Here is a 22,491-nt window from a genome sequence, read left to right as displayed (position 1 = left end):
TTTTGCTTTATTTTCTCAATAGTCCATAAATGGCTTTAAGCATAGATAGCGGCAATAATCGTGGAATTGCCCGCATTAAGAAAATACCAAAACCGGAAATCGGGTCGTGGATTTGGCTATGATTTTTGAGTTTATATAAACGCCATTCTGCCTCTGCTTGGGCTTTTCCACGGCGTCTGCCTACCATTCCGTTTCCCACTCTCGCATAGACTAATAAATCAGGTAAATTTGCGACTTGTTTGAATTGAGCGATGAGCTTGATCCACAAATAGTAATCTTCTTGTAAGTCTTGATATCCACCTACTTCCAACACTTTTGATTTTTGATAGGCTACCGTCATATGGTTAAACGGGCAACGGGTACGAGTAAATTTAATAATTTCTTCTGCTGTGGTTGGCACATTGCGGTAAGCCACAATATCATTAATATCTTGCCCAAATTCCGCAATTTGCCCGCCAAAAATCACCACTTCTGAATTTTTCTCAATAAATGCCACCTGTTTTGCAAAACGGTCAGGCAAACAAATATCATCGGTATCCATTCGGAAAACCCACTCATTGGCACAATGAGTCAAGCCATCATTTAAGGTTTTTCCTAAACCCCGATTTTGTGGAAATTTCACCGCATTTATCGGCAAAATTGCACTATATTCTTCCACAATCGCTTCTAATTCAGGGGTAACAGCCCCATCAAAACAGACAACAATTTCATCTGCTTGGCGAGTTTGAGCTTTTAGGCTTTCAAAACATTCTCTTAAATATTGAGGCTGTTCTTTAATGTATAACGACATTAAAACGGAAAATTTCATTAAATAAACCTTTTTAAATTAATCGCCAACTTCGGCGAAACACAAATCACAAGGGCAATAATCAGCTGTTTGATATTTTTTGTCTGTTTGAACATTTCAAAATAATAACCTGCTGCCTTGCGGGATAAATTCATAATATGCGGATAACTTAAAATATAAAGTGAGTTTAATTTAAAATTTTCTGCCTGTTCAGGGGTTTGAATATAGGTTTGTTTTATATACTCAATTGCCTTTTCGGTGTTGCTGGTATCTGTTGAAACACTTGAACGTTTAGTATGGAAGGTGCAATAGGTCAAAGCCTCGTCCACATAAAGTGGCTCAAAAGTTGGCTCTTCCAATAATTTCAGTAAGAAATCATAATCTTCAAGGGAACGCAAGCGGTCAGATAATCCGCCAATTTTGCAAAAGAGTGCTTTTTTCAAGCCAATCATCGGCATTCCGCCAATTTTATTCGCTTTAAGAATGTTCTCTATCGTCAATTCACTTTTATACTTAAATGGCGAGGTTACATAAGTAAAACCCTCATTTACCATCTCACATTTTGCAGGGTGATACACAAAATTAGCGGTTGGATTTTCTGCAATTTCTTGTGCTAATCGCTCGCATTTTTCAGGCATAAAGCGATCATCATCGTCTAAAAATAGCAACCACTCTCGGCTGACATTATTCGCCCCAACATTACGGCTTTGAGCTGCCCCAACATTGGGATTATTACGAATAACTTTTACCTCAAAAGGATAATCATCATTCACGTCCACAGGCTCTTTAGAGCAGTCATCAACAATCACAACTTCAAAATTATAAACCGTTTGCTGCTTTAGACTTTCTAATAATGCTTTAATTTCTTCATTACGATTATAAGAAGGCACAATAATACTAAACATTTTTTGCCTCTTTATTTTTGCAAAATAAGATTAAATTTCGACCGCTTGTTCCAAATAAGGATAAGAACATTAAAAACAACATCATCAATCCTGGGAAAGCGAAAGTATCTGCTTTAATGTTTAAAATAGCCAAAATGCCGAGTGTTGATAAGGTAAAAATCCAGCTTCCCTCAAACCAATTTACCGCCACTTTTCGCACAAAATAGGCTGTAAATGCAAAACAAACTAGCATATAACTTAAACCGCCATATAATACTTGGCGAATATAGCCTGAGTCTGAACCGCCGTAATAGCCACCCGTTTCTGTATAATATAAACCATCACCGGAAATAAATTGACCCAAGGTTGGAATAAATAAATGGTTTTTCACTAAATTCTCACTGGATGAACTAATTTGAGAAATATCAGCCACATTTTGTTCTGATGAAACTATATTGACAATATTAATTATCGGCTCTAAAGCATGCCCTATATAACGATTTTCAGGGAAAACAATGGCTAAAAATAGAATTAATGCCGTAAAAGCAATAAGTGGAAATAGATATTTCCATTTAAAATAAAGGGCGATACTAATTACCGATACTAATAAAAATGTTCTACCTGAAATCAGCCCAATACATAAAATTAAAAATAAAAACCACTCATTGATTGAGTCTGTTTTTTTATTATAGGCTAATAAAAAATGTAGTAACATTAAGTAAAAAATACTTAGTTGGAAAAACGCTGACGAGGTAATATTATAAAGTCTATATTCCTGTTCAGAACCCAAAAAACGTGGCATCATTGCATTGCTGGATAATAGAAAATCAACCATAAACGGCACGCCTAATAAGGCAACCACACCGCAGATCCATTGAATAGCAATACCTATTTTGAGATCACGAACAAATAAAGCTTTACCGTTTTCAGTTCGGTAAAAAATATTATAAATAGCAGTGCCAAACACAAATAAAATCAGCATTTTGACATACATTGCCAATACGCCTATTTCTTTTGTGCCGTTAATTAATAGTGGAATAATGCTAAAGCCAATTAAAGCAATAATGGCAATTAAACTATCTTTCGGAATAATAATGCCGTTAGATTTTCCTCTCATCACTTGAAAAGCTACATAACCACAAGCCAATAAACCTACCACAAATGCCATTCGCAGAAAGTGGAAAAACCAAGGGTCGTAAATATAAAATAAATTAAACAGTGCTGACATATTAACCTATTATGAATTTAATGAGCTTAGATTACGTTTAATCGCTAATAATTTTTTAAGCGGGTATTTCATTGCTTTTTTAAATAAATTATTATTGAGTGAACCGCGTAAATCTTCTAAATTACTGATTAAAACAGGGTTTTCAATCGCCATTAATGGGCGAACAATTAACACATCTAATTTGAATTTATTACCAAATAAAATAAAATCATCAGCAAGCCAGTAAGGGCGAGTTGTTGAGCATTGTGCTAAAAACTTACAAGCGGTCGATTTTTTAATTAAATATGCAACTGTGCCGGCAAAATAATTACGGTAAGGGTAAGCATATTTATATTGGCTATTACCAATCTGTTTTTGTAAAAAACCAAAGGTGGTTGGATAATTAATTTCTAATTCTACATCATTGAAACTAGGGATTTTAGATTGGCCAACTAAAATAATATCGGCTTTTAAATTTTGTGCTAATAAAGCGTCAATATGCTTTTGAAAGTCTGGCGCAAATAACACATCGTCTTCACACACAAGGCAGTAATCATCATTTTGAATTGTACTATCTTCTGTTATTTTTTGATAAACAGATAAATGGCTTAATGTACAGCCTACTTCGCCTTTCGTGGTTTTACGCCCATAATGTTGCTCAAATTTTGCTAAATCAAAACGGGTATTTAAGGCTTCCCAATCACTACTCATCGTATTAATGGCACTAAAGACTTCAAAATCTGCCGTATTGGATTGAGAGAAAAAAAGCTCTCGTCTTTTTTCATCTTTTTCTAATGAAATTAAATATTTTTTCATCTTATTCTCGAATATCAATAATGTTAATGCCTAGTTTTTCAAAAAGCTCATAAGTTTCAATATAGGCTGGGTTATCTACTGCTACTCTTAAAGCAGCCACCTCAATATTTGGGCTTTTATTTAAAATATTAATAACAGCACTACTAAAGTAGGTATAAACTCGGCATTTTTTATAACTAAATTCTTGGAAGATATAATCTTCTAAAATCAAATCGGTATTAATATATTCTACATTATTGAGTTTATATTTTTCTCTTGGGTGAGGTAGATAGAGATCAATATCAAACTTTTTAATCACTTTCTCTGCTAAAGCGATGTTTTTCTCATCTTCTCGCTCAAAAATTGGCTGACCGAGCAAAATGTTTATTGCCTTACCATTTTCAGTATCTATATTAGCGACTTTATTTGAACTGATTAGATCAAGGTAAGTTGTATTTTCAATAATATTGGAAAAATCTTTATAAATTGTATAGTGTGTTTTAGATAAGTTTTTCAGTTTTTCTAGACTGTATTTATTCCCTAAAAACAGATTAATTAATTTACGGTTTAGCCCTATATTTTCTTCTTTATAGAAAAGGCTGCTTTTTACAATATTTGCTGTGCCGTCATCAAAGGTATTTAGCTCATTAAATTTAATCGCACTAAGCAAAAATTGAATTTCTAACTCATTGATATTCGCTAGAAATACTTTATTAAATTGTTTACCACCAAAGGTCGATTTTAAATAAAGAATTTCTTTTAATAGCTGAATACGCTCGCTATGTTGTTGCATTGTAAAAAATTGTTGGCATTTTTTCTCCAAGCGAGCTTGGTAGAAATCAAATTTCGCATTTTTAACCGTTGAGAGCATTACGCCGAAAAATGGCTCATTCGGGTGTATTTCAATGATTTTCTCTGCAATCAACACCTGCAAAGCGGTACAACAAATAATTAAATTCATACTGTTTTTCCTACTCTCGCAGTCATTACATAGAGAATTGGAATAATTACCACTGCTCCAATAATGGCTGCAAAAGGAATATATTCTATTTGGGTAAAGGTTAAAGCAAATAAAGCGACCAAATAGAAAATGGTCGATAAAATAGAGCAAAGCGAAATAAGCTTATTCTTGCCATAAAAGAATAAATAATTTACTAAAATTAAATAAGGCACAACCAGCATTGTCGCAATTAAAAAGAGAATTATATAATATTTTGTGCCTACAAATTGGTTACCTAAAATCCATACTACCACTTCTTCAGGAATAAGCCACATCACAAGTGCAGGAATTGGCACAATAAATAACGCATAAAACGCCCATTTATGAATATGACTCACATTAATTCTTTTCTGTTTTAATGCCTCATAAAAATATGGGAGCGTTGCTTTATTTAAGGCTTGAATGACAATAGCTAAAATAAATGCAATTTGCGCACCCATTGCGTATAAGCCTAAATCTGCTTCGCTAAATTTATGGAAAATAAAAATACGATCTAGCTGCCCTTTTAAGAAAATGCTTGAATGGTGCAAAATTAACGGCAAACCAAAGCCCATTAAATAAAATAGGGCGGTTTTATAGCGAGTAATGCTTAATTTTTTTATTTTGCTTTTTTTAGCATAAAGCAGGTAAGCGATGAAAAAGACTAACGCATTGCTGATTAAAATCGCCAAAATCCGCTTTTCAACCAAATCTGTTTTAAAATATTCCATCATCGCAACAGTAATAACTGCTGAAAAAACAGCGGACATTAACTGAATGGTTGCATAAGAAACCGCCTGTTTTTGGCACTGCCTAACGCTTAATTGCACATTCAAAAAGGATTGAAACATCGCCCCTATCGCCACATAAGCAATGATTTCAGATTTAAAATACCAACAGCCTAATAGAATAATACTCGTTGCAAAAAGCGTGTATAAATATCCCGTTGTCAGTACTAAATTGAGCGAACGTTTGCCATAGAAATAGAAATAGCGGGCTACTGCTCCATCTTGGCTAAGTCCGATAAAAATCACAAACAAAGCGGAGAACGTTTGGTAATAAGAAAGCTCCCCATAGCCCTCCACCCCTAATTTTCGGGAGAAGTAGGGTAAGAGCAAGAAAGGAATTGACTTAGAAGCCAATTCCCCGATTAAGTAAATAACGCCGTCTTTAACTGCTTTCATAATTGAAAATTATTCTAATTTTTTGACCGCTTGTTAAAAGCTCACATCATAAAATCCTTTCGGCTGGCTGTTTTTGCTATCCGCCAAGAATTTTTTGATGGCATTGTAAGCCTTTTCCATTGCGTTGTCTTGAAAATATGGATTAGTCATCTCAGACAAGCGGTTTTGGAACTCTGCAGAAATTAATTTTTCAATGCCTTGAACAATGGACTGTTCATTGCTTTCTACATCAATAACTGTTTCGCCACGCACTCTTCCTTGCTGGCGATTGCCAATATTAAGTGTTCCCACACCACAGCTCGGAGCTTCAATCAAGCCTGATGAACTATTGCCAATTAAGCCTTGAGAATATTTAATCAAGGCTAAATATTCCTCTGGTTTTACAGAGGTGAAAAACTTAAATTGGTTTTCGTCGGTATAGGCTTTAAAACGGGCGTAAATTTGCTCAGAATTAGTATCTGAATTTGAGCCGATAAACACAAATTGGTATTTGTCTTTAAACTGCTCAAAGGCATTTAAAAGTGCCTCAATTTGATCTAATACTGATACATCCGTTAAAGTTTCAGGGTGGAAAACCACCAAGAAATACGGTGTGTTTGGAATGCCTAACTGCTCAACTAATTCCGCTTTGGTTGGCAGCACTAAGCCTAAACTATTTTCTGCCCCAAGCGAGCCAGTATTCACCACATTTTCTGGCAATTCACCCATTTGGATCACACGCTGTCTATATTCTTCCGTTGAAGTTAAATGCAATTTAGACATTTTGGTAATGCAGTGGCGAATAAATTCATCATAATTGCCTAAAGTTTGCTCGCCACCGTGCAAATGAATAAGAGACAGATTATGCATTGCCGCCGCTGTTGCCACCGCTAACATTTCATAGCGATCACCTAACACAATAACCGCATCATATTTATGTTGTTGAAAATGCTCACCGAATTTATCCAAACATTCCGCCATAGAGTGAATAATCGTTTGATTATTTTCACTATTTAAGGTAAGCGGAATGCGAGCGGCTATCTCAAATCCATCTTGTTCAATCACAGTAACTGTGTTGCCATATTGCGGAGCAAGGTGCATTGCGGTTACCACAAGCGAGAAATTAAGCTCGGGATCTTGCTCTAATTTTTTTAATAAACGCTTAACAATGCCGTACTCTGCACGCGAGCCTGTAATATATGCGATATTTTTCATTTACTTTAATTCTTCTTCCAAAATAGCGGTTAATTTTTCGTAACCTTTTGCATTTAAGTGTAAGCCGTCATCACTGTAATTGAGATCTAACTTGCCGTATTTATCACTAAAGGCTTTATCCAACCCAATCCATTTTACCGATAAATTATCTTTCAGATATTGATTTAACAAGCGAATGTCATTGTTATTGCGATCTGCCCTAAATGCCGTTGGGGTAATTTCTAAGAATGAAATCTCAATATCGGCACGGATTGCTTTTAATCGATTAATTAAATGATTGATGTCCGCAAGAATTTTCTCATCGCTCCAACCTTGGCGAACAAGATCATTTGTACCAAACATCAATACCACTTCTTTCGGTAAAGCCGAAATTAAACCTTTATCTAAAATCAGCTCGTTATATTCTTTTGTTGAAATACCTGCAATGCCTAAGTTATTGACTGCTTTGCCGTTTAAATGTTCAATATGCCAATACTCAATAATAGAGTGACCGATAAGTGCAATTTCTTTGACTTCGTTGAAATTCTCTTTTTTCATTAAAATTGAACGCTTGATGGTTTCAAGCAAGATTTTTTCTTTATTGCGTTGTTGCAGAATAAAGTAGAAGCACTCAAAATCTTGGCGATCATCAATATCAATCGAAACATCTTTATCCATAAAATAGGCAAGACATTTCGCTCCGTAGAAGTGCTTTTGCTCTAGGTAAGCGGTCGGTTTTGCCGAAAAAATTGCACCATTTGGCGAATATTCAGGGCGATAAAGCTGGCGTGCATAATTTGAATAATCCAGCTGGAAGTGTTTTAAACTTTCATCTTCTTCAATCACACGGGTAAGCGTAGTCGGTTTATGGGCATCAGATACCGATACGATGAAATCAAACTTATCAAAGTTACGCTCAAACTTCTCGCAACATTCTTGAATATGCTGTGCGGTTCTTAACGGCGATGTTGGCTGAAGTAGCACAAAATAGTCAAAATCAACGTGTTTATATTGATTTAATACATCTTCGATTACCACAAACGAACTCGCTTTATCACTGGCTAAATGCTCGGCACGTTTGATAAATTCAATCGGATAATGAGACAGTAAATCAATATATTCTTGCGAATCTGTACTCACAATGATTTTATCAAACTGCTTAGACTCAATCGCCGCTTCAATCGAATAAGCCATTAGGGGCTTACCATATGCCAACAATACATTTTTATTTGGTAAGCCTTTTGAGCCAGCACGGGCTGTAATAATTGCAATTTTTTTCATAAATTTGACCGCTTGTTATCTAAAAATAATGGAGCTTTCGCCCCATCACTATATGCCATTACATCTGATTTGCAAAACGAGAATCTTGAATAAGTTGATCTTCTTCAAAATCGTGTTGCGCTTCTTTTCCTAACACATCATACCAGAACATCGGGCTAATGCCATTGCCTGGGCGTTTGGTTGTAATGTTATCTACTGTAAAAATTTCACCTTTTTGAATTGGACGAGCCGCAATAATGGATTTTCTCGCCACAATTTTATTTTTAGCTTCAGAGTTTGTTACTAACTTTTCGGAAGAACCAAGTGATTTCTCTACCGCACGAATGCCTTCACATAATAATTTCAGTTCATCTGGCGTAACAGAAGCTTTATGATCTGGACCTTCAAAGTTTTTATCTAACGTAAAATGTTTTTCAATAAAGGTAATGCCATAAGGCACTGCCGCCAAGCCTGCAAAATAGCCCGCTGAGTGATCGGAAAAACCTAAGCTATATTCGCCGAACTCTTGCTTAAGTTGATGGAAGGCGTTTAGGTTCACATCTTCGTAAGGGGTTGGGTACTCAGTATTACAATGTAAAATGGTAATATCTTTTTTCGCCACACCATTACCTTCTAATACTTTTAGTGAGGCTTTAGTTTCTTCAATGGTTGCCATTCCCGTTGAAATCACAATGGTTTTACCTTCAATCGGGAGTCGAGCAATTTTTTCTAAATATGGCAAATTGGTTAATTCACCTGATGGAATTTTCCACACTTTTTGTTGTTGGCTTGCTAAGAAATCAATCGATTCAAAATCAAATGGCGTAGAAAACACTTCTAAACCAAGTGAACGAGCATAGGCTTCTAATTTTACAAATTCATCATAAGGCAACTCTAATTTACGCGTCATCTCTAACTGAGAATCTGCCTTACCTGTAGTTACTTTTTGATACTCTGCTTTAGGGGCATATTTAGAAATCAATTTATCTGCTTTGAAAGTTTGGAATTTAACCGCATCAACACCGCACTCTTTTGCTACATCCACCATTTTTTTGGCTAAAGCAGGGTCGCCATTATGGTTACAACCGATTTCTGCCACAATAAATACATTTGCCATTATTTTATATCCTTAATATATTTTGCAGGAACACCCGCCACCACAGTGCGAGGCTCTACATTTCTAATTACGACCGCACCAGAGCCAACTAATGCACTTTCACCAATTCTTAACTGACCGTTGATCACAGACGAACTACCTACAAACACATAATCTTCTACAATCACATCGCCATTCAGTGTCGTATTGGTTGAAATATTGCAGTGATTGCCGATAAAACAGCCGTGTTCAACCAGCGATTTGGTATTAATAATCACATTATCCCCCACTGTTACGCCACTATTTAAAATCGCCATTTTGCCGACAAATACGCCAATTCCGAGAGTAGAATTTTTTGATACCAATGCAGTTTTATCTACCACATTAATAATTTTACATCCCAGTTGTTGCAATTTAAAAAATTTCTCCAAACAGTGTGCATTATCGCCAATACTAATAAAATAACTATAATTCTCACGTTCTGCAAAATCTTGTATTGCTGATGCGAGAACAGGATACCCTAAATGCTTACTGCCTTCAGGCTTAAAATTATCAATAAAACCATAGAATTCATATTGCTCAAAATCGAGTGAATCTAGTACCGATTTTGCATAACCACCCGCACCAATTAAAATCACTTTTTCTTTTGTAGATCGCTGTTGCATATTAATTCCTCTCTTCTTTATCTATCAGGAACACTCTCCAAATGGAGTTTGTTAATACTTTTCCATACGGAAAAATAGACAATTTTCCGATAATCTAGGAAAATAAATATTTATTTACCCATCTTTACGATAAATCAATTTTATGTTTGAACTAATTAAACTCATTACTGCAATGATCCTACCGCCATTTAATATTATTCTATTGTGGCTGCTGGCATTAATTTTCTTCGCTATAGGCTATAAATATTCAGCCTATTTTTTTGCCTTTCTTGGCATTGCTATTCTATATATTTTCAGTATTCCTTATACCTCACAAAAGTTAGGCTATTCCTTACTTGAAGGGGAAGAGCCAACTATCGAGAAATACAAAACAGCCCAAGCCATCGTGGTATTAGGCGGAGGATTGCGAGATAGCCAAGAGTTATTTGGTAAACTCGCAATTACAGGCATTCCATTAGAAAGAATGCGTTATGCTGCCTACTTACATAAAGAAACCGGCTTACCCATTTTAGCCACCGGCAGCAGCCCAAACGGTACTTCTGAAGCAAAAGTGATGGCAGAGGAATTTAAAACATTTTTTAATATTGAAACCAAATGGCTGGAAAATAAGGCGAAAACCACTAAAGAAAATGCGATTTTCAGCCGTGAAATTTTAGAAAAAGAGAACATCAATAAAATTATTCTAGTAACCAACCAATGGCATATGAAACGAGCAGAAATGCTCTTTACCCAACAAGGGTTTGAAGTGTTACCTGCAAGTGTTGGTTCAGGCGATACTCCCAGCCATTACAAGCTCAACTTTATGCACTTTATCCCACAAGCAGGGGCAATGAATAGCAATATGCTGGCATTGAAAGAATGGATTGGGTATTGGAAGGAGGGTAGATAACAAATAAGGCAGGTTAAACCCTGCCTTATCACTTTGTAAAAAAACATAGAAAATCAACCGCTTGCTTATTTTCTTTTTACCCAATCTCCTGCGGATCAATATCCAAACTTAGTCTAATATTCGTAGGAATATCTAAACCCTCTTTTTCTTGATCAAACCAATCAAGTAGCTGTTGCAAAGCATTTCTGGTTGGGTGTTGGAGTAACAACAACCAGCGGTAAAAGCCTGCTTTCTTTGCCATTGGAGCAGAAAATGGGGGGATAAGTTGGAAACCTTGCCAATTTTGTTGCTGGATTTTCTGTTGAAAATACTCCGCCAATTGTTCAAGTAGTTTTAACGTTTGCTCGTTATTTTTTCCTGTCGCTTTAAATAGCACTTGGGAAGAAAACGGTGGTAATGCCATTATTTGTCGCATTTTTAGGGCTTCTTTGGCAAATTCGCTGTAGCCTTGTTCTAGCAAGGTTTTGAGTAATGGGTGTTCTGGATAGTGCGTTTGTAGTACCACTTCGCCTTTTTTTTCTGCTCTCCCTGCTCTGCCTGCTACTTGCAAGTAAAGTTGAGCCAGTTTTTCTTCCGCCCGGAAATCGGTGGAGAAAAGGGCTGAATCCACATTGACAATCGCCACCAGCGTAACATTTGGGAAGTGATGCCCTTTTGCCAACATTTGCGTACCAATTAAAATTTGGCTTTTCCCCTCTCGAATATCAGTCAAATGATTTTCTAATGAGCCTTTTCGTGAAGTGGAATCACGATCAATTCGGGTTACTTGATAAGTGGGGAATTGCTCATTAAGCACTTGCTCAAGCTGTTCTGTACCAACACCTGTGGTAATCAAATTGGTTGAGCCACAATGCCCACATTGGCGAGGGATCACTTTTTGTGTCGCACAGTGATGACAACGTAGCACACGCTGTTTTTGATGATAAGTAAAAGGCTTGTTACACGCCTCACACTCGCAAATCCAGCCGCATTCGTGGCAAAGCAGCACAGGGGCAAAGCCTCTTCGATTTAAAAACAACATCACTTGGTTGCCTTGCTCTAAATGATGTTTCATCATTGAAAGTAAGCGTTCAGACAAGCCTGCGGTAACTCTTTGAGTTTTTAAATCAATAATGTGTTGATTGGCTATTTGAGCACTGCCTGCCCGAGCGGTCAATTCCAACTCAATAAATTTGCCATTTTGCACATTTTGCAAGCTCTCAAGGCTTGGTGTAGCTGAGCCTAGCACAATGGGAATATTGGCATTTTTGGCTCTAACCACCGCCAAATCCCGTGCGTGGTAACGCCAGCCATCTTGTTGTTTGAATGAGCTGTCGTGTTCTTCGTCCAAAATAATCGCCCCCAATTTCTTAAATTGAGTAAAGAGGACGGAACGTGTACCGATAACAATCGCACTTTCGCCATTTTTAGCTCGAAGCCACGCATTCAGACGTTCAGTTTCATTCATATTGGAATGTAAAACGTCAATTTCCACATTAAAGCGAGCTTTAAAACGTTGTACCGTTTGTGGTGTTAGTCCAATTTCAGGCACAAGCACAAGCACCTGCCGGTTGCGTTTTAGCACGGTTTCGATAAATTGCAGGTAAACTTCGGTTTTACCCGAACCCGTTACCCCATTCAGTAAAAAAGTAGCAAACTCATTTTGCACATTTAAACGGCTAACTACTAAGGTTTGCTGTTTATTCAAGGTGAGACGATTTTGCACATTCACTAACGGCAATTCGCCAAGCGATTGTTGCCACAATTGCGGAATAAAAGGCACATCAATTTTCTCAACATAACCTTTCTCTAATAATCCTTTCCACGCAGAAGGGCTACAAACGGTCGGTTTTTCAAAAAATTTTGCAAATTCGGCAAGTTCAGTTAAAAGCTCAACCTGTTTTTTGGCTTTTTTGTTTTCACCGATAATTAAGGATTTTCTTCCTTGTTCCGTTACCACAAAATAATCGGGTTGGGAGCGTTCGGTAGAATCGCCATTACGAAGTTTGACGGGCAAAGCACTGTTTAATACTTCGCCTATTGGGGCGTGATAATAGCGAGCAGCCCAAGTAAGCAGCTGCCACATTTCATCATCGAAAAGAGTATCTAAATCTAATACGTTTTTAATCGGTTTAAGTTTATCAATTGGCACATCACTCGTTTGCGGAAAATCAACCACAATGCCGATTTTAGTTTGCCTGCCGAAAGGTACAACAACCCTGCTGCCCTTACCGGCATTCAGCTCGTCAGGCAGTAAGTAGTCAAAAAAACGATGCAACGGCACATTCAGTGCCACTCTGATTAATCTCACTTCTCTAAACCAATTTTGATTGCAAGCCCGATAAATATCGAGCCGCAGATTTTATTTAACCAATTTCCAAAGGTTTGATTATGCCGTAAAAAACGCCCAACAGGTGCAGCGGCTAAGACTAAAATACTTACCCAAATAATGCTGGTGGATAAAAACGTTAGCCCCAACAGCATAAAAGGTATTTTCCAAATTACTGGATACAAACTGCGGCAATAACGCCAAGAAAAAGAGCAATACTTTCGGGTTTAATAGATTGGTAATCAACCCTTGACGGAATATCTTCCATAGAGGAAGTTTGTCTAGATTGATTTTCTCTAACACCAACGGCTCTCGCCACATTTTAATGCCGAGATAGCAGAGATAAATTGCCCCTGCGTATTTCAGAAAATTAAATAAAGTGGGCGAATGTGCCACAATGCCTGCAAGCCCGAGTGAAACCGCAAGAATATGGCATAAAATGCCTGCTAGAATGCCGAATGAAGACATTAAGCCCGACTTTTTCCCCTCAGCAATAGTGCGAGTTAAAATATAGATTGTATCCGAACCCGGGGTAAGATTTAGCAGAATACAAGCGGTCAAAAATCCCCAATAATTTACAATATCACTCATTGTTCACACTCAATTTACGTTTACGCTGCTGACGAAGAGCAAACATACCATCTAACACCAAAAATAAAATCGAAATGAGTAGGCAGATCATTAAGATATACGATTCACTTGCAAGTCTTTCACCAATTAAGAAAGAAACCACCAACATCAATAGAGGCTCAACATAGCCTAATAAACCAAGCAAATTAAAGGGTAAAATCATGCTGGCTAGCGTATAGCTAATCAGTGCAGTGCCACTAATTAAACCCAGTAATGCAATAAAATAGTAAATATTAGGGTTTTGCGTTTCGACATATTGCATATCAGTTTGAGAGATAAAATAGCACGCTATAGGGAGCAAATATACAATTTCTACCACAAAACTATGTAAATGACTTAAGCCAAATTTTCGGCGAAGGTAAAAATAGATTGGGTAACCAGTGCAAACAAATAAACTTGCTATCGAAATTTTTCCGGTAAACAAAATATTACTCACCACACCAACGAAAGCCACAATAATAGCCAACCATTTATTAAAGGAAAGCGTTTCTTTATAGACCACTTTGCCAAATGCCACCATAATAATCGGCATTAATAGATAGCCCATTGAAACCTCAATCGCTTTGCCGCTATTAGGAGCCCATAAAAACAGCCACATCTGCCCGCCCACAATAGATGCTGTAATTAAAATAACAAGCAATAAATGGGGTTCTCGCTTGAGCCTTTGGAGAAATTCAATAAATTCGTTTTGTTTTTTAAAAAGGTATAAGGCAAGGAAAAGAAAAGGGATCGTAACCAGCATACGAATGCCGAAAATGCTCACACCTGCCAGCGGTTTTAGAAAGATCGCCAAATAGTACATACAGCCGAATAACACAGAGGCTGAAAGAGATAAAAGAATGCCTTTTAACATAGTGATAAGAAAGTAATTATTTTTTAATTTTTCAAATCTCCCCTCCCCCTCTTTTCTAAAGAGGATTGTCGAGTTCTAAATAAATGAATAATGTTCGGAGGTAGGGGCGGGTCCAGTGCCCGCCCGCAAATTAATATCGTTAGCGGACAGGCACAGGACCTGTCCCTACTGATATTATAGAACTTACAACCCTGCTTTTATAAAGTGGGGTAAAGGGAGATTCGACTTAGTCTTGACGATAGGTTTTCAAGAAATTCGCAAGGCGACCGATTGCCTCTTCAATTTGATGTGCATAAGGCAAGGTTACCACACGGAAATGATCCGGCTTATGCCAGTTAAAGCCCGTGCCTTGTACTAATAAGACTTTTTCTTGTTGCAACAAATCGTAAATAAATTTTTGGTCATCTTTTATGCCGTACATTTCGGTATCAATTTTCGGGAACATATACAACGCCCCTTTCGCTTTCACACAGCTAATACCTGGAATTTGCACTAATAAATCGTGCATTTTGTTACGTTGCTCTAATAAGCGACCGCCCGGCAATACAAATTCATTAATGCTTTGATAACCACCTAATGCAGTTTGAATCGCGTGCTGCATTGGCGTGTTCGCACATAAACGCATTGAAGCCAGCATATCCAAGCCTTCAATAAAACCTTTAGCTTGATGTTTCGGCCCGCTTAACACCATCCAACCTTGACGGAAACCCGCCACACGGTAAGCCTTTGATAAACCGTTGTAAGTAACGGTTAATAAGTCAGGGGCAAGTGCTGCAATGTGGTGATGAACCGCACCATCATAAATAATTTTTTCATAGATTTCGTCTGCAAAAATAATCAGATTATGCTGACGAGCAAGCTCTGCAATTTCAAGTAAAATTTGACGGCTATACACCGCACCCGTTGGATTATTTGGGTTGATGACTAAAATCCCTTTTGTACGAGGAGTGATTTTTGATTTAATATCTTCAATATCCGGGAACCATTCATTTTCTTCATCGCACAGATAATGCACCGCTTTACCGCCAGCCAAAGTTGAGGCGGCTGTCCATAACGGATAATCAGGCATAGGAATCAAAATTTCATCCCCATCATTGAGTAATGCTTGCATCGACATCGTAATCAGCTCAGAAACACCATTACCGATGTAAACATCGTTCACGTCCATTCCACGCATACCTTTTGATTGATAATACTGCACAATCGCCTTACGAGCTGAATATAAACCTTTTGAATCGCAATAACCTTGTGCTTTCGGTAAATTACGAATAACGTCCACCAAAATTTCATCCGGTGCTTCAAAACCAAATGGAGCAGGATTACCAATATTTAATTTTAAAATTTTATGCCCTTCTTCTTCTAAACGGAGAGCTTCTTTATGAATTGGTCCGCGAATATCGTAACGAACCTGTGCTAATTTATCTGACTTGGGAAAACGTTCCATTGCTAACTTCCTATATGATTAATTCTGCTATTTCCGCATACGATTGTTTAAAAAATCGATACTTTGTAATGAATTTGCAAACATTACTCTAATTTGAGAGGAAAAAAAAGAGGAAATACGTTAAAATGATGACCTTTTTTTAAATCAGCTAAAAACAAGCGGTATAATTTTTTCATTCTTTTGCAAATGTCTATTTTTAACCAATTAAAACAAGAGCTTATAAAAATTTATTCAAAAATAGGAAAAGGAGAAGGCTTAATCAGCATTCAAGCCTCCGTACCACTATTTGAAGAAAATCTACCGCTACTTGGTTGGTTAAAAGCACAAAATCAGCACTATCCACACTTTTTTCTACAATATCGTGATAAAGATGAGACAATTGCAACTGTGGGAGCAATTCGTCAATTTCATACCCTAGAAACCGCACAAGCCTTTATTCAACAACATAATTTGCCTCTAATCGGTGGATTACAATTTGAAGGTTACACTCAGTTTATTTTGCCTCAATTCACCTTAGTAAAAAATCAGCAAAATTTGATCGCTTGTTTCTATCTCGATAGCGATAATATGGCGCAACAAGCGGTTGTTTTTGCACAATTTATTGCAAATTTTGAGCATATTGAAGAATTGAGCTTGCCCGATAATCCGTTGCAATCCGTTGCAGCAGCCAGCAGTTTTGAGCAATGGGAAAGCAATATCAACAAAGCGATTTGTGCTATTGGACAAGGCGAATTTCAAAAAGTGGCATTGGCAAACGCCATCCGTCTGCATTTTGAAAATCCGATTTGCAGCTATGATCTGATTGCACAAAGTCGCCAAATCAATCAAGGTTGCTACCATTTCCTCTGGGCTGAAAGTGCAGAGGTTGCGTTCATTGGTTCAACCCCGGAGCGTTTATATCAACGCAAAGACAAGCAATTTTTTACTGAAGCTCTCGCCGGTACAGTAGCAGTTACACCAAGTGAAACCCAAACAGAACTGAATGCACAATGGCTATTAAGCGACCCGAAAAATATCCACGAAAATCAATTAGTTGTTGATGATATTGAGAGCAATCTTTCCGATTGTGTTACTGAATTTAAAGTATCTGAAGCGAAAATCAAACGGTTGCACAATGTCCAGCACTTACGCCGCCAAATTCAAGCTACGCTAAAACAAGGTGTTTTTGATAGTGATTGCTTAAGTCGTATTCACCCCACTGCCGCTGTAGCTGGGCTTCCTCGCCCAAAAGCAAAACAATTTATCACTGAAAATGAACCCTTTACCCGCCATTGGTACGCTGGCACTTTAGGGGTAATGAGTAATGGTGAAGCCGAATTTTGCGTAACACTCCGTTCTGCCTTAATTTCACAAAATTCAATTACGCTTTATGCAGGGGCTGGCATTGTAGAGGCGTCAGATCCACAATCGGAATGGCAGGAAATTAAACGTAAATCACAAGGTATCGCTAAATTATTGAATATTGATTTAGTAACAAAAGGGGATCTGTAAGGCAGACTTTCAGAACTTAAGCTCTTAATTATTTATTTCTCTATTTTCATTTCCATCTTCCTAAAAAAATACATTATCGCTACAAAATTAGTAGTGGATATTCCCATAATTAAAAAATTTTCATTAGAGAAACGTTTACGTAAGACTCCTCAGACCACTCATTCTTATTTTATATAAAAAATGTGATAGACTCCTCGCAGTTTCGTTTTTATATTTAAGGAATAACTGAATGAAATTCAATAAAAAATTAATTTTAACATTTGCTGCAACCTTAGTTTTAAGTGCTTGCGGAGGGAGCGGTAGCGGAGGTTCGTCTTCAACACCGAGCCAGTCCAAACCAGTACTAGAAACACAAAATGCTTCTCAGGCACAAAATGCTTCTCAGGCACAAAATGCTTCTCAGGCACAAAATGCTTCTCAGGCACAAAATGCTTCTCAGGTAGAAAATGCTCCTCAGGTAGAAAATGCTCCTCAGGTAGAAAATGCTCCTCAGGTAGAAAATGCTCCTCAGGTAGAAAATGCTCCTCAGGTAGAAAATGCTCCTCAGGTAGAAAATGCTCCTCAAACAGAGCTTACTCCGTCCATACCAAAGCCACAATCACAAAAAATTGACGCTTCTTTTGAGAAAATTGGTTCAATAAAACTCAATAAAGACGCTCAAACTCTTGAGCTTAGTAGATTCACTTTGGTGGATAAAGCCGGTACAAAGCCAAAATTTGATGTGGTAAGCGGTAAACAAATTATTGAAGAAAAAGATTTTCTCGTATTAAATTTGGCTGATATTAATGCTGAACAACTCTCTAGCGATTTTCTTATCCGCAGTAGCGATGAGCTATTCTATGGCTACTATAACGATACAAATAGCAAAAACCTTGTCGATGCTGCCGATAAATTCAGTCAATATTTTGTCGTGTATGATGAGAAACGAGTAAATAATAATATCTCTGATAAATTAACAGCAACTTACCATAAAAAAGAAGGATTTGTATATGGTTCAAATCCACATACTAAAGAATTTGCCGCACGTATCAGCAAATTGGGTGATGTAGAAATCCAATTTAAAGATGGTGTAGCAACTGGAAGAGTGAAAGATGGAAACTCAGATATCTTTAATATTACTGGTAACACTAAGCAGTTAGAAATTGCACCAACAGAGGGTAACCCAATTATTATGGCAATTTTAACCCAAAATCAAAAAAGCTATACTCCAGGAATGGAAAAAGCAATTATGGAAACTAAGTTTATTGATTCAAAGGCTGGTAATTCCGACCAAAAATACTTTATCGGTGAAGCAAAAAGCGAGAACTGGCAAGCTATAATGGTTAGCGAGAAACAATAAAGTTATCTTCTGCTTAAAACTGAAATAAAAAGACTGAGTCTGGATAATACCGGCTCAGTCTTTTAAATTGTAGAAAATCATCTTCTAACTTCTGCTTACTCAATCCCCACAATTTTATGCGTTTGGATACTTAGCTGCCATCTAGGCTTATTTGGACGCTGATTTAATAACCCAATCTGGGTGATGGTTTCCAGCAAATTCATTTTGCCATCGATTTCACAAGGTGAAAGGTAATAATGTTCTGCCCGAATTTTGCTTTCTATCTCTTCACAAAATGCTTGTACTTCACCATCAACAACAATACGAACCTCATTTGCAAATTCAATGCAACGGCGTTGATATTTATCCTGATATATTCGCTTAGGGCTAGTGGCGATATAAATTGTGCCACTTGGCTTTCACGTTCGTTGTGTAAATCGTAGATAAAGGCGTGATCCATTGAATCTAAAATATGGGTTTTCACTATTGCCTTCAGATCCGAATAATCCATCAACATTCCACGTTTTGCTCCTTCTTGGAACAGCTCTCCCGCTACTTCAACTTGCAATTTATAAGTATGTCCGTGCAGGTTTTGGCATTTTCCATCGTGTCCATCAAGCATATGTGCCATATCAAAACTAAATTCTTTTGCAATTTTAAACATTGGATTGTCCTATTTCCGCCAAATATTCATTCAAACCTTTTTCTCGCAAAATGCAACTCGGGCAGTCGTGGCAACCGCCTTCAATTCCTAAATAACAAGTGTGGGTATGCTCACGAATATAATCAAAAGCCCCTAATTTATCGGCTAATGCCCAAGTTTCTTTTTTGGTGAGATACATTAATGGTGTACGAATATTGAAGTTATAATCCATTGCTAAATTCAGCGTAACATTCATCGATTTCACGAATACATCTCGGCAATCCGGATAGCCACTAAAATCGGTTTCACACACACCGGTAAAGATAGTTTGGATGCCCTGCCCTTTAGCATAAATGGCGGTATAAAGCAGAAAAAGTGCATTACGCCCATCAACAAAGGTATTTGGCGTATCGCCTTGTTGTTTGATTTCAGCATTATCATCCATTAACGCATTGGTGGTAATCGCTTTAATCACAGAAGTATCAATGAGCGTTTGTTTCACGCCTAAATCTTTTGCGATCCATTCAGCTTTTTCAAGTTCAATAGAATGGCGTTGCCCATATTGGAAAGTAAGCACTTCCACATTTTCCTTACCAAATTCTGCAATGGCTTGAAATAAGCAAGTGGTGGAGTCTTGACCGCCTGAAAAAATCACAACGGCTTTTTTGTTTTGAGATGTCATTTTGTGTCCTTAGTTTTTTTGCGTGGGAGGTTTTCGAACCACGGAATAACAAATACAAGCGGTTGTATTTTGCTTATATTTTGCGAAAGGCGGCATTTTACAAAGAATTAGGTAAAATGGCTATTTAAATCACATAAACTATCGCAATAAATTGCAGAATTTACTTTCTCTTGTACCTAAAATTAACTAGAATTGAGCAAGTGATTATTAAAAGGAAGATTAAAATGCTCTCACCGAAAAATTTAGAAGCCATTGCTCAACAATTACACAATGCGTTACCCCAAAGTCTAAAAAATGTAGGTAACGATCTAGATGAAAAATTCAAACAAATTCTACAAGCTCAGCTTGCTCGCCTTGATGTAGTAACCCGTGAAGAGTTTGATGTTCAATCACAAGTTTTACTTCGCACGCGCGAGAAATTAAATGAATTAGAAAAGCGTCTTGATGAATTAACTAAAGATGCTCAATCCTAAACCGATTTGAATTTGTAAATTCGTAAAAGGAAATAAAAAATGCAGAAAATCAATCCTGTTCAAACCTTTGCTTGGAATGCTTTGACTCAGCATAAAGCAGATAACCTCTCCATTCCTCAACTTTTCGCTGAAGATGCCAGCCGTTTTGATAAATATTCCCTTCGTTTTGAAAACGAATTGCTGGTCGATTTTTCTAAAAATGCGATTAATGACAAAACCCTTACCCTGCTTCGCCAATTAGCAAATGAATGCGGTTTGGATTCAGCTAAAAATGCGATGTTCTCGGGTAAGAAAATCAACCGCACAGAAGATCGTGCTGTTTTACACGTTGCGTTGCGTAACCGTGCTAATACGCCAATCGCTGTTGATGGTAAAGATGTAATGCCAGAAGTAAATGCCGTATTAGCTAAAATGAAAGATTTCTGTGAGCGCGTTATTTCAGGAGAATGGAAAGGTTACACGGGCAAAGCAATTACTGATGTGATTAATATCGGTATTGGTGGCTCAGACTTAGGCCCTTATATGGTAACAGAGGCTCTACGCCCTTACAAAAACCATCTGAATATGCACTTTGTGTCGAATGTTGATGGTACTCACATCGCAGAGGTATTACGCAAGTTAAACCCTGAAACCACTTTAGTGTTAGTCGCTTCAAAAACCTTTACCACGCAAGAAACAATGACCAATGCCCTTTCTGCCCGTAAATGGTTATTAGATTCAGCGAAAGATGAATCAGCGGTGGCAAAACATTTCGTGGCACTTTCAACCAATGCGAAAGAAGTCGAAAAATTTGGTATTGATACCGCAAATATGTTCGAGTTTTGGGATTGGGTAGGCGGTCGCTATTCACTTTGGTCTGCGATTGGCTTATCTATCGCCCTTTCTCTTGGTTTTGAAAACTTTGAGCAACTTCTTGCGGGTGCTCACGCAATGGATCAGCACTTCCTATTAACACCAATTGAGAAAAATATTCCAACCACATTGGCTTTAGTGGGAATTTGGAATAACAACTTCTTAGGGGCAGAATCTGAAGCGATTTTACCTTACGATCAATATATGCACCGCTTTGCGGCTTATTTCCAACAAGGTAATATGGAATCAAACGGTAAATTTGTTGGACGTGATGGTAAACCAGTTACCCATCAAACAGGACCAATTATTTGGGGCGAGCCGGGTACGAATGGACAGCACGCATTCTATCAATTAATCCATCAAGGCACTAAATTAATTCCTTGTGATTTTATTGCTCCAGCTCAAACGCATAATCCGTTAAGCGATCATCACAACAAACTACTCTCTAACTTCTTTGCCCAAACCGAAGCTCTGGCATTTGGTAAATCAAAAGAAGTGGTAGAAAAAGAGTTTTTAGAGGCAGGCAAAACCCTTGAGGGAGTCGCTGAAATTGTCCCATTTAAAGTGTTTACAGGTAATAAACCGACCAACTCTATCTTGGTACAAAAAATCACGCCTTATAGTTTAGGTGCATTAATTGCAATGTACGAACATAAAATTTTCGTACAAGGTGTCATTTTCAATATCTACAGCTTCGACCAATGGGGTGTGGAATTAGGTAAACAACTGGCTAACCGCATTTTACCAGAGCTAGAAAATAATGAAGAAATTACCAGCCACGACAGCTCAACCAATGGCTTGATTAATCAGTTTAAGGCTTGGAGATAACAACAAGCAGTTAAATTTCGCTAAAATTTTGCAATGAGCAATCCATAAAA

General features: G+C 37.4%; 20 protein-coding genes, 1 pseudogene and 1 riboswitch. Of the genes and pseudogenes, 5 read left to right on the top strand and 16 right to left on the bottom strand.

Going from position 1 to position 22,491, the window contains the following annotated elements:
- Positions 1-7 precede the first annotated feature (7 nt).
- The 10 genes from ACERCG_RS02375 to ACERCG_RS02330 are packed head-to-tail and all read right to left on the bottom strand — an operon-like array spanning position 8 to position 10,030.
- Complete coding sequence (locus ACERCG_RS02375) at positions 8-808, bottom strand: glycosyltransferase (RefSeq protein ID WP_373610472.1); 801 nt, start codon at positions 806-808, stop codon at positions 8-10.
- The gene (locus ACERCG_RS02370) at positions 808-1,692 is read right to left on the bottom strand and encodes a glycosyltransferase family 2 protein (RefSeq protein ID WP_373610471.1); all 885 of its coding nucleotides are present in this window, start codon (positions 1,690-1,692) and stop codon (positions 808-810) included. Before ACERCG_RS02370 ends, ACERCG_RS02375 begins: the two co-directional genes overlap by 1 nt.
- Positions 1,685-2,899 carry a hypothetical protein gene (locus ACERCG_RS02365; protein WP_373610470.1) on the bottom strand — a complete coding sequence of 405 codons (1,215 nt, stop codon included), beginning with the start codon at positions 2,897-2,899 and terminating at the stop codon, positions 1,685-1,687. The genes ACERCG_RS02370 and ACERCG_RS02365 overlap by 8 nt, the downstream gene beginning before the upstream one ends.
- Before the next feature lie 9 nt (positions 2,900-2,908).
- Positions 2,909-3,694, bottom strand: a complete 786-nt coding sequence (locus ACERCG_RS02360) for a glycosyltransferase family 25 protein (protein ID WP_373610469.1) — start codon at positions 3,692-3,694, stop codon at positions 2,909-2,911.
- A gap of 1 nt (position 3,695) precedes the next feature.
- Entirely contained in the window at positions 3,696-4,634 is a 939-nt protein-coding gene (locus ACERCG_RS02355; RefSeq protein WP_373610468.1) for a glycosyltransferase family 52, read from the bottom strand.
- Positions 4,631-5,836, bottom strand: a complete 1,206-nt coding sequence (locus ACERCG_RS02350) for an oligosaccharide flippase family protein (RefSeq protein ID WP_373610467.1) — start codon at positions 5,834-5,836, stop codon at positions 4,631-4,633. The genes ACERCG_RS02355 and ACERCG_RS02350 overlap by 4 nt, the downstream gene beginning before the upstream one ends.
- Before the next feature lie 33 nt (positions 5,837-5,869).
- Positions 5,870-7,030, bottom strand: coding sequence for a UDP-N-acetylglucosamine 2-epimerase (neuC, locus tag ACERCG_RS02345; protein ID WP_373610466.1), 1,161 nt, complete (start codon positions 7,028-7,030; stop codon positions 5,870-5,872).
- Positions 7,031-8,290 carry a cytidylyltransferase domain-containing protein gene (locus ACERCG_RS02340; protein ID WP_373610465.1) on the bottom strand — a complete coding sequence of 420 codons (1,260 nt, stop codon included), beginning with the start codon at positions 8,288-8,290 and terminating at the stop codon, positions 7,031-7,033. It lies immediately after the preceding gene.
- 58 nt (positions 8,291-8,348) lie between these two features.
- On the bottom strand, positions 8,349-9,386 hold the full coding sequence (neuB, locus tag ACERCG_RS02335) for an N-acetylneuraminate synthase (protein WP_373610464.1): 1,038 nt from the start codon (positions 9,384-9,386) through the stop codon (positions 8,349-8,351).
- Positions 9,386-10,030 (bottom strand): acetyltransferase, encoded by a 645-nt coding sequence (locus ACERCG_RS02330; RefSeq protein WP_373610463.1) that lies wholly within the window; start codon positions 10,028-10,030, stop codon positions 9,386-9,388. Before ACERCG_RS02330 ends, neuB begins: the two co-directional genes overlap by 1 nt.
- Before the next feature lie 142 nt (positions 10,031-10,172).
- Between ACERCG_RS02330 and ACERCG_RS02325 the strand changes: the two genes are divergently transcribed.
- Positions 10,173-10,919: a YdcF family protein gene (locus ACERCG_RS02325; RefSeq protein ID WP_373610462.1), complete on the top strand. Its 747-nt coding sequence runs from the start codon at positions 10,173-10,175 to the stop codon at positions 10,917-10,919.
- 76 nt (positions 10,920-10,995) lie between these two features.
- On the opposite strand, the gene priA is transcribed toward ACERCG_RS02325, so the two are convergent.
- From priA to ACERCG_RS02305, 4 genes and pseudogenes are all read right to left on the bottom strand, one after another.
- Positions 10,996-13,194: a primosomal protein N' gene (gene priA / locus ACERCG_RS02320; protein WP_373610506.1), complete on the bottom strand. Its 2,199-nt coding sequence runs from the start codon at positions 13,192-13,194 to the stop codon at positions 10,996-10,998.
- 11 nt (positions 13,195-13,205) lie between these two features.
- Positions 13,206-13,818: pseudogene (locus ACERCG_RS02315) on the bottom strand (LysE family translocator).
- Positions 13,811-14,710 (bottom strand): EamA family transporter RarD, encoded by a 900-nt coding sequence (gene rarD / locus ACERCG_RS02310; protein ID WP_373610461.1) that lies wholly within the window; start codon positions 14,708-14,710, stop codon positions 13,811-13,813. The pseudogene ACERCG_RS02315 and the gene rarD overlap by 8 nt, the downstream one beginning before the upstream one ends.
- 226 nt (positions 14,711-14,936) lie before the next feature.
- Positions 14,937-16,154: a pyridoxal phosphate-dependent aminotransferase gene (locus ACERCG_RS02305; protein WP_334238778.1), complete on the bottom strand. Its 1,218-nt coding sequence runs from the start codon at positions 16,152-16,154 to the stop codon at positions 14,937-14,939.
- Between the two features lie 186 nt (positions 16,155-16,340).
- On the opposite strand from ACERCG_RS02305, the gene ACERCG_RS02300 reads away from it, so the two are divergent.
- Positions 16,341-17,645 (top strand): isochorismate synthase MenF, encoded by a 1,305-nt coding sequence (locus ACERCG_RS02300; protein WP_373610460.1) that lies wholly within the window; start codon positions 16,341-16,343, stop codon positions 17,643-17,645.
- Positions 17,646-17,874: 229 nt separating this feature from the next.
- Positions 17,875-18,984 (top strand): hypothetical protein, encoded by a 1,110-nt coding sequence (locus ACERCG_RS02295; RefSeq protein ID WP_373610459.1) that lies wholly within the window; start codon positions 17,875-17,877, stop codon positions 18,982-18,984.
- A 259-nt stretch (positions 18,985-19,243) separates the two neighbouring features.
- On the opposite strand, the gene queD is transcribed toward ACERCG_RS02295, so the two are convergent.
- On the bottom strand, positions 19,244-19,627 hold the full coding sequence (queD, locus tag ACERCG_RS02290) for a 6-carboxytetrahydropterin synthase QueD (RefSeq protein ID WP_373610458.1): 384 nt from the start codon (positions 19,625-19,627) through the stop codon (positions 19,244-19,246).
- Positions 19,620-20,288, bottom strand: coding sequence for a 7-cyano-7-deazaguanine synthase QueC (queC, locus tag ACERCG_RS02285; protein ID WP_373610457.1), 669 nt, complete (start codon positions 20,286-20,288; stop codon positions 19,620-19,622). Before queC ends, queD begins: the two co-directional genes overlap by 8 nt.
- A 3-nt stretch (positions 20,289-20,291) precedes the next feature.
- A riboswitch (PreQ1 riboswitch) is annotated at positions 20,292-20,336 on the bottom strand.
- Between the two features lie 176 nt (positions 20,337-20,512).
- Between queC and ACERCG_RS02280 the strand changes: the two genes are divergently transcribed.
- Complete coding sequence (locus ACERCG_RS02280) at positions 20,513-20,761, top strand: accessory factor UbiK family protein (RefSeq protein WP_373610456.1); 249 nt, start codon at positions 20,513-20,515, stop codon at positions 20,759-20,761.
- 39 nt (positions 20,762-20,800) lie between these two features.
- Entirely contained in the window at positions 20,801-22,441 is a 1,641-nt protein-coding gene (gene pgi / locus ACERCG_RS02275) for a glucose-6-phosphate isomerase (protein WP_373610455.1), read from the top strand.
- Positions 22,442-22,491 lie beyond the last annotated feature (50 nt).

The sequence above is a fragment of the Mannheimia sp. E30BD genome (assembly GCF_041807785.1).
Taxonomy (GTDB): domain Bacteria; phylum Pseudomonadota; class Gammaproteobacteria; order Enterobacterales; family Pasteurellaceae; genus Mannheimia.
The sequence above is the reverse complement of the archived record's forward strand: the minus strand, read 5'-3'. Positions and strand labels throughout refer to the sequence as shown.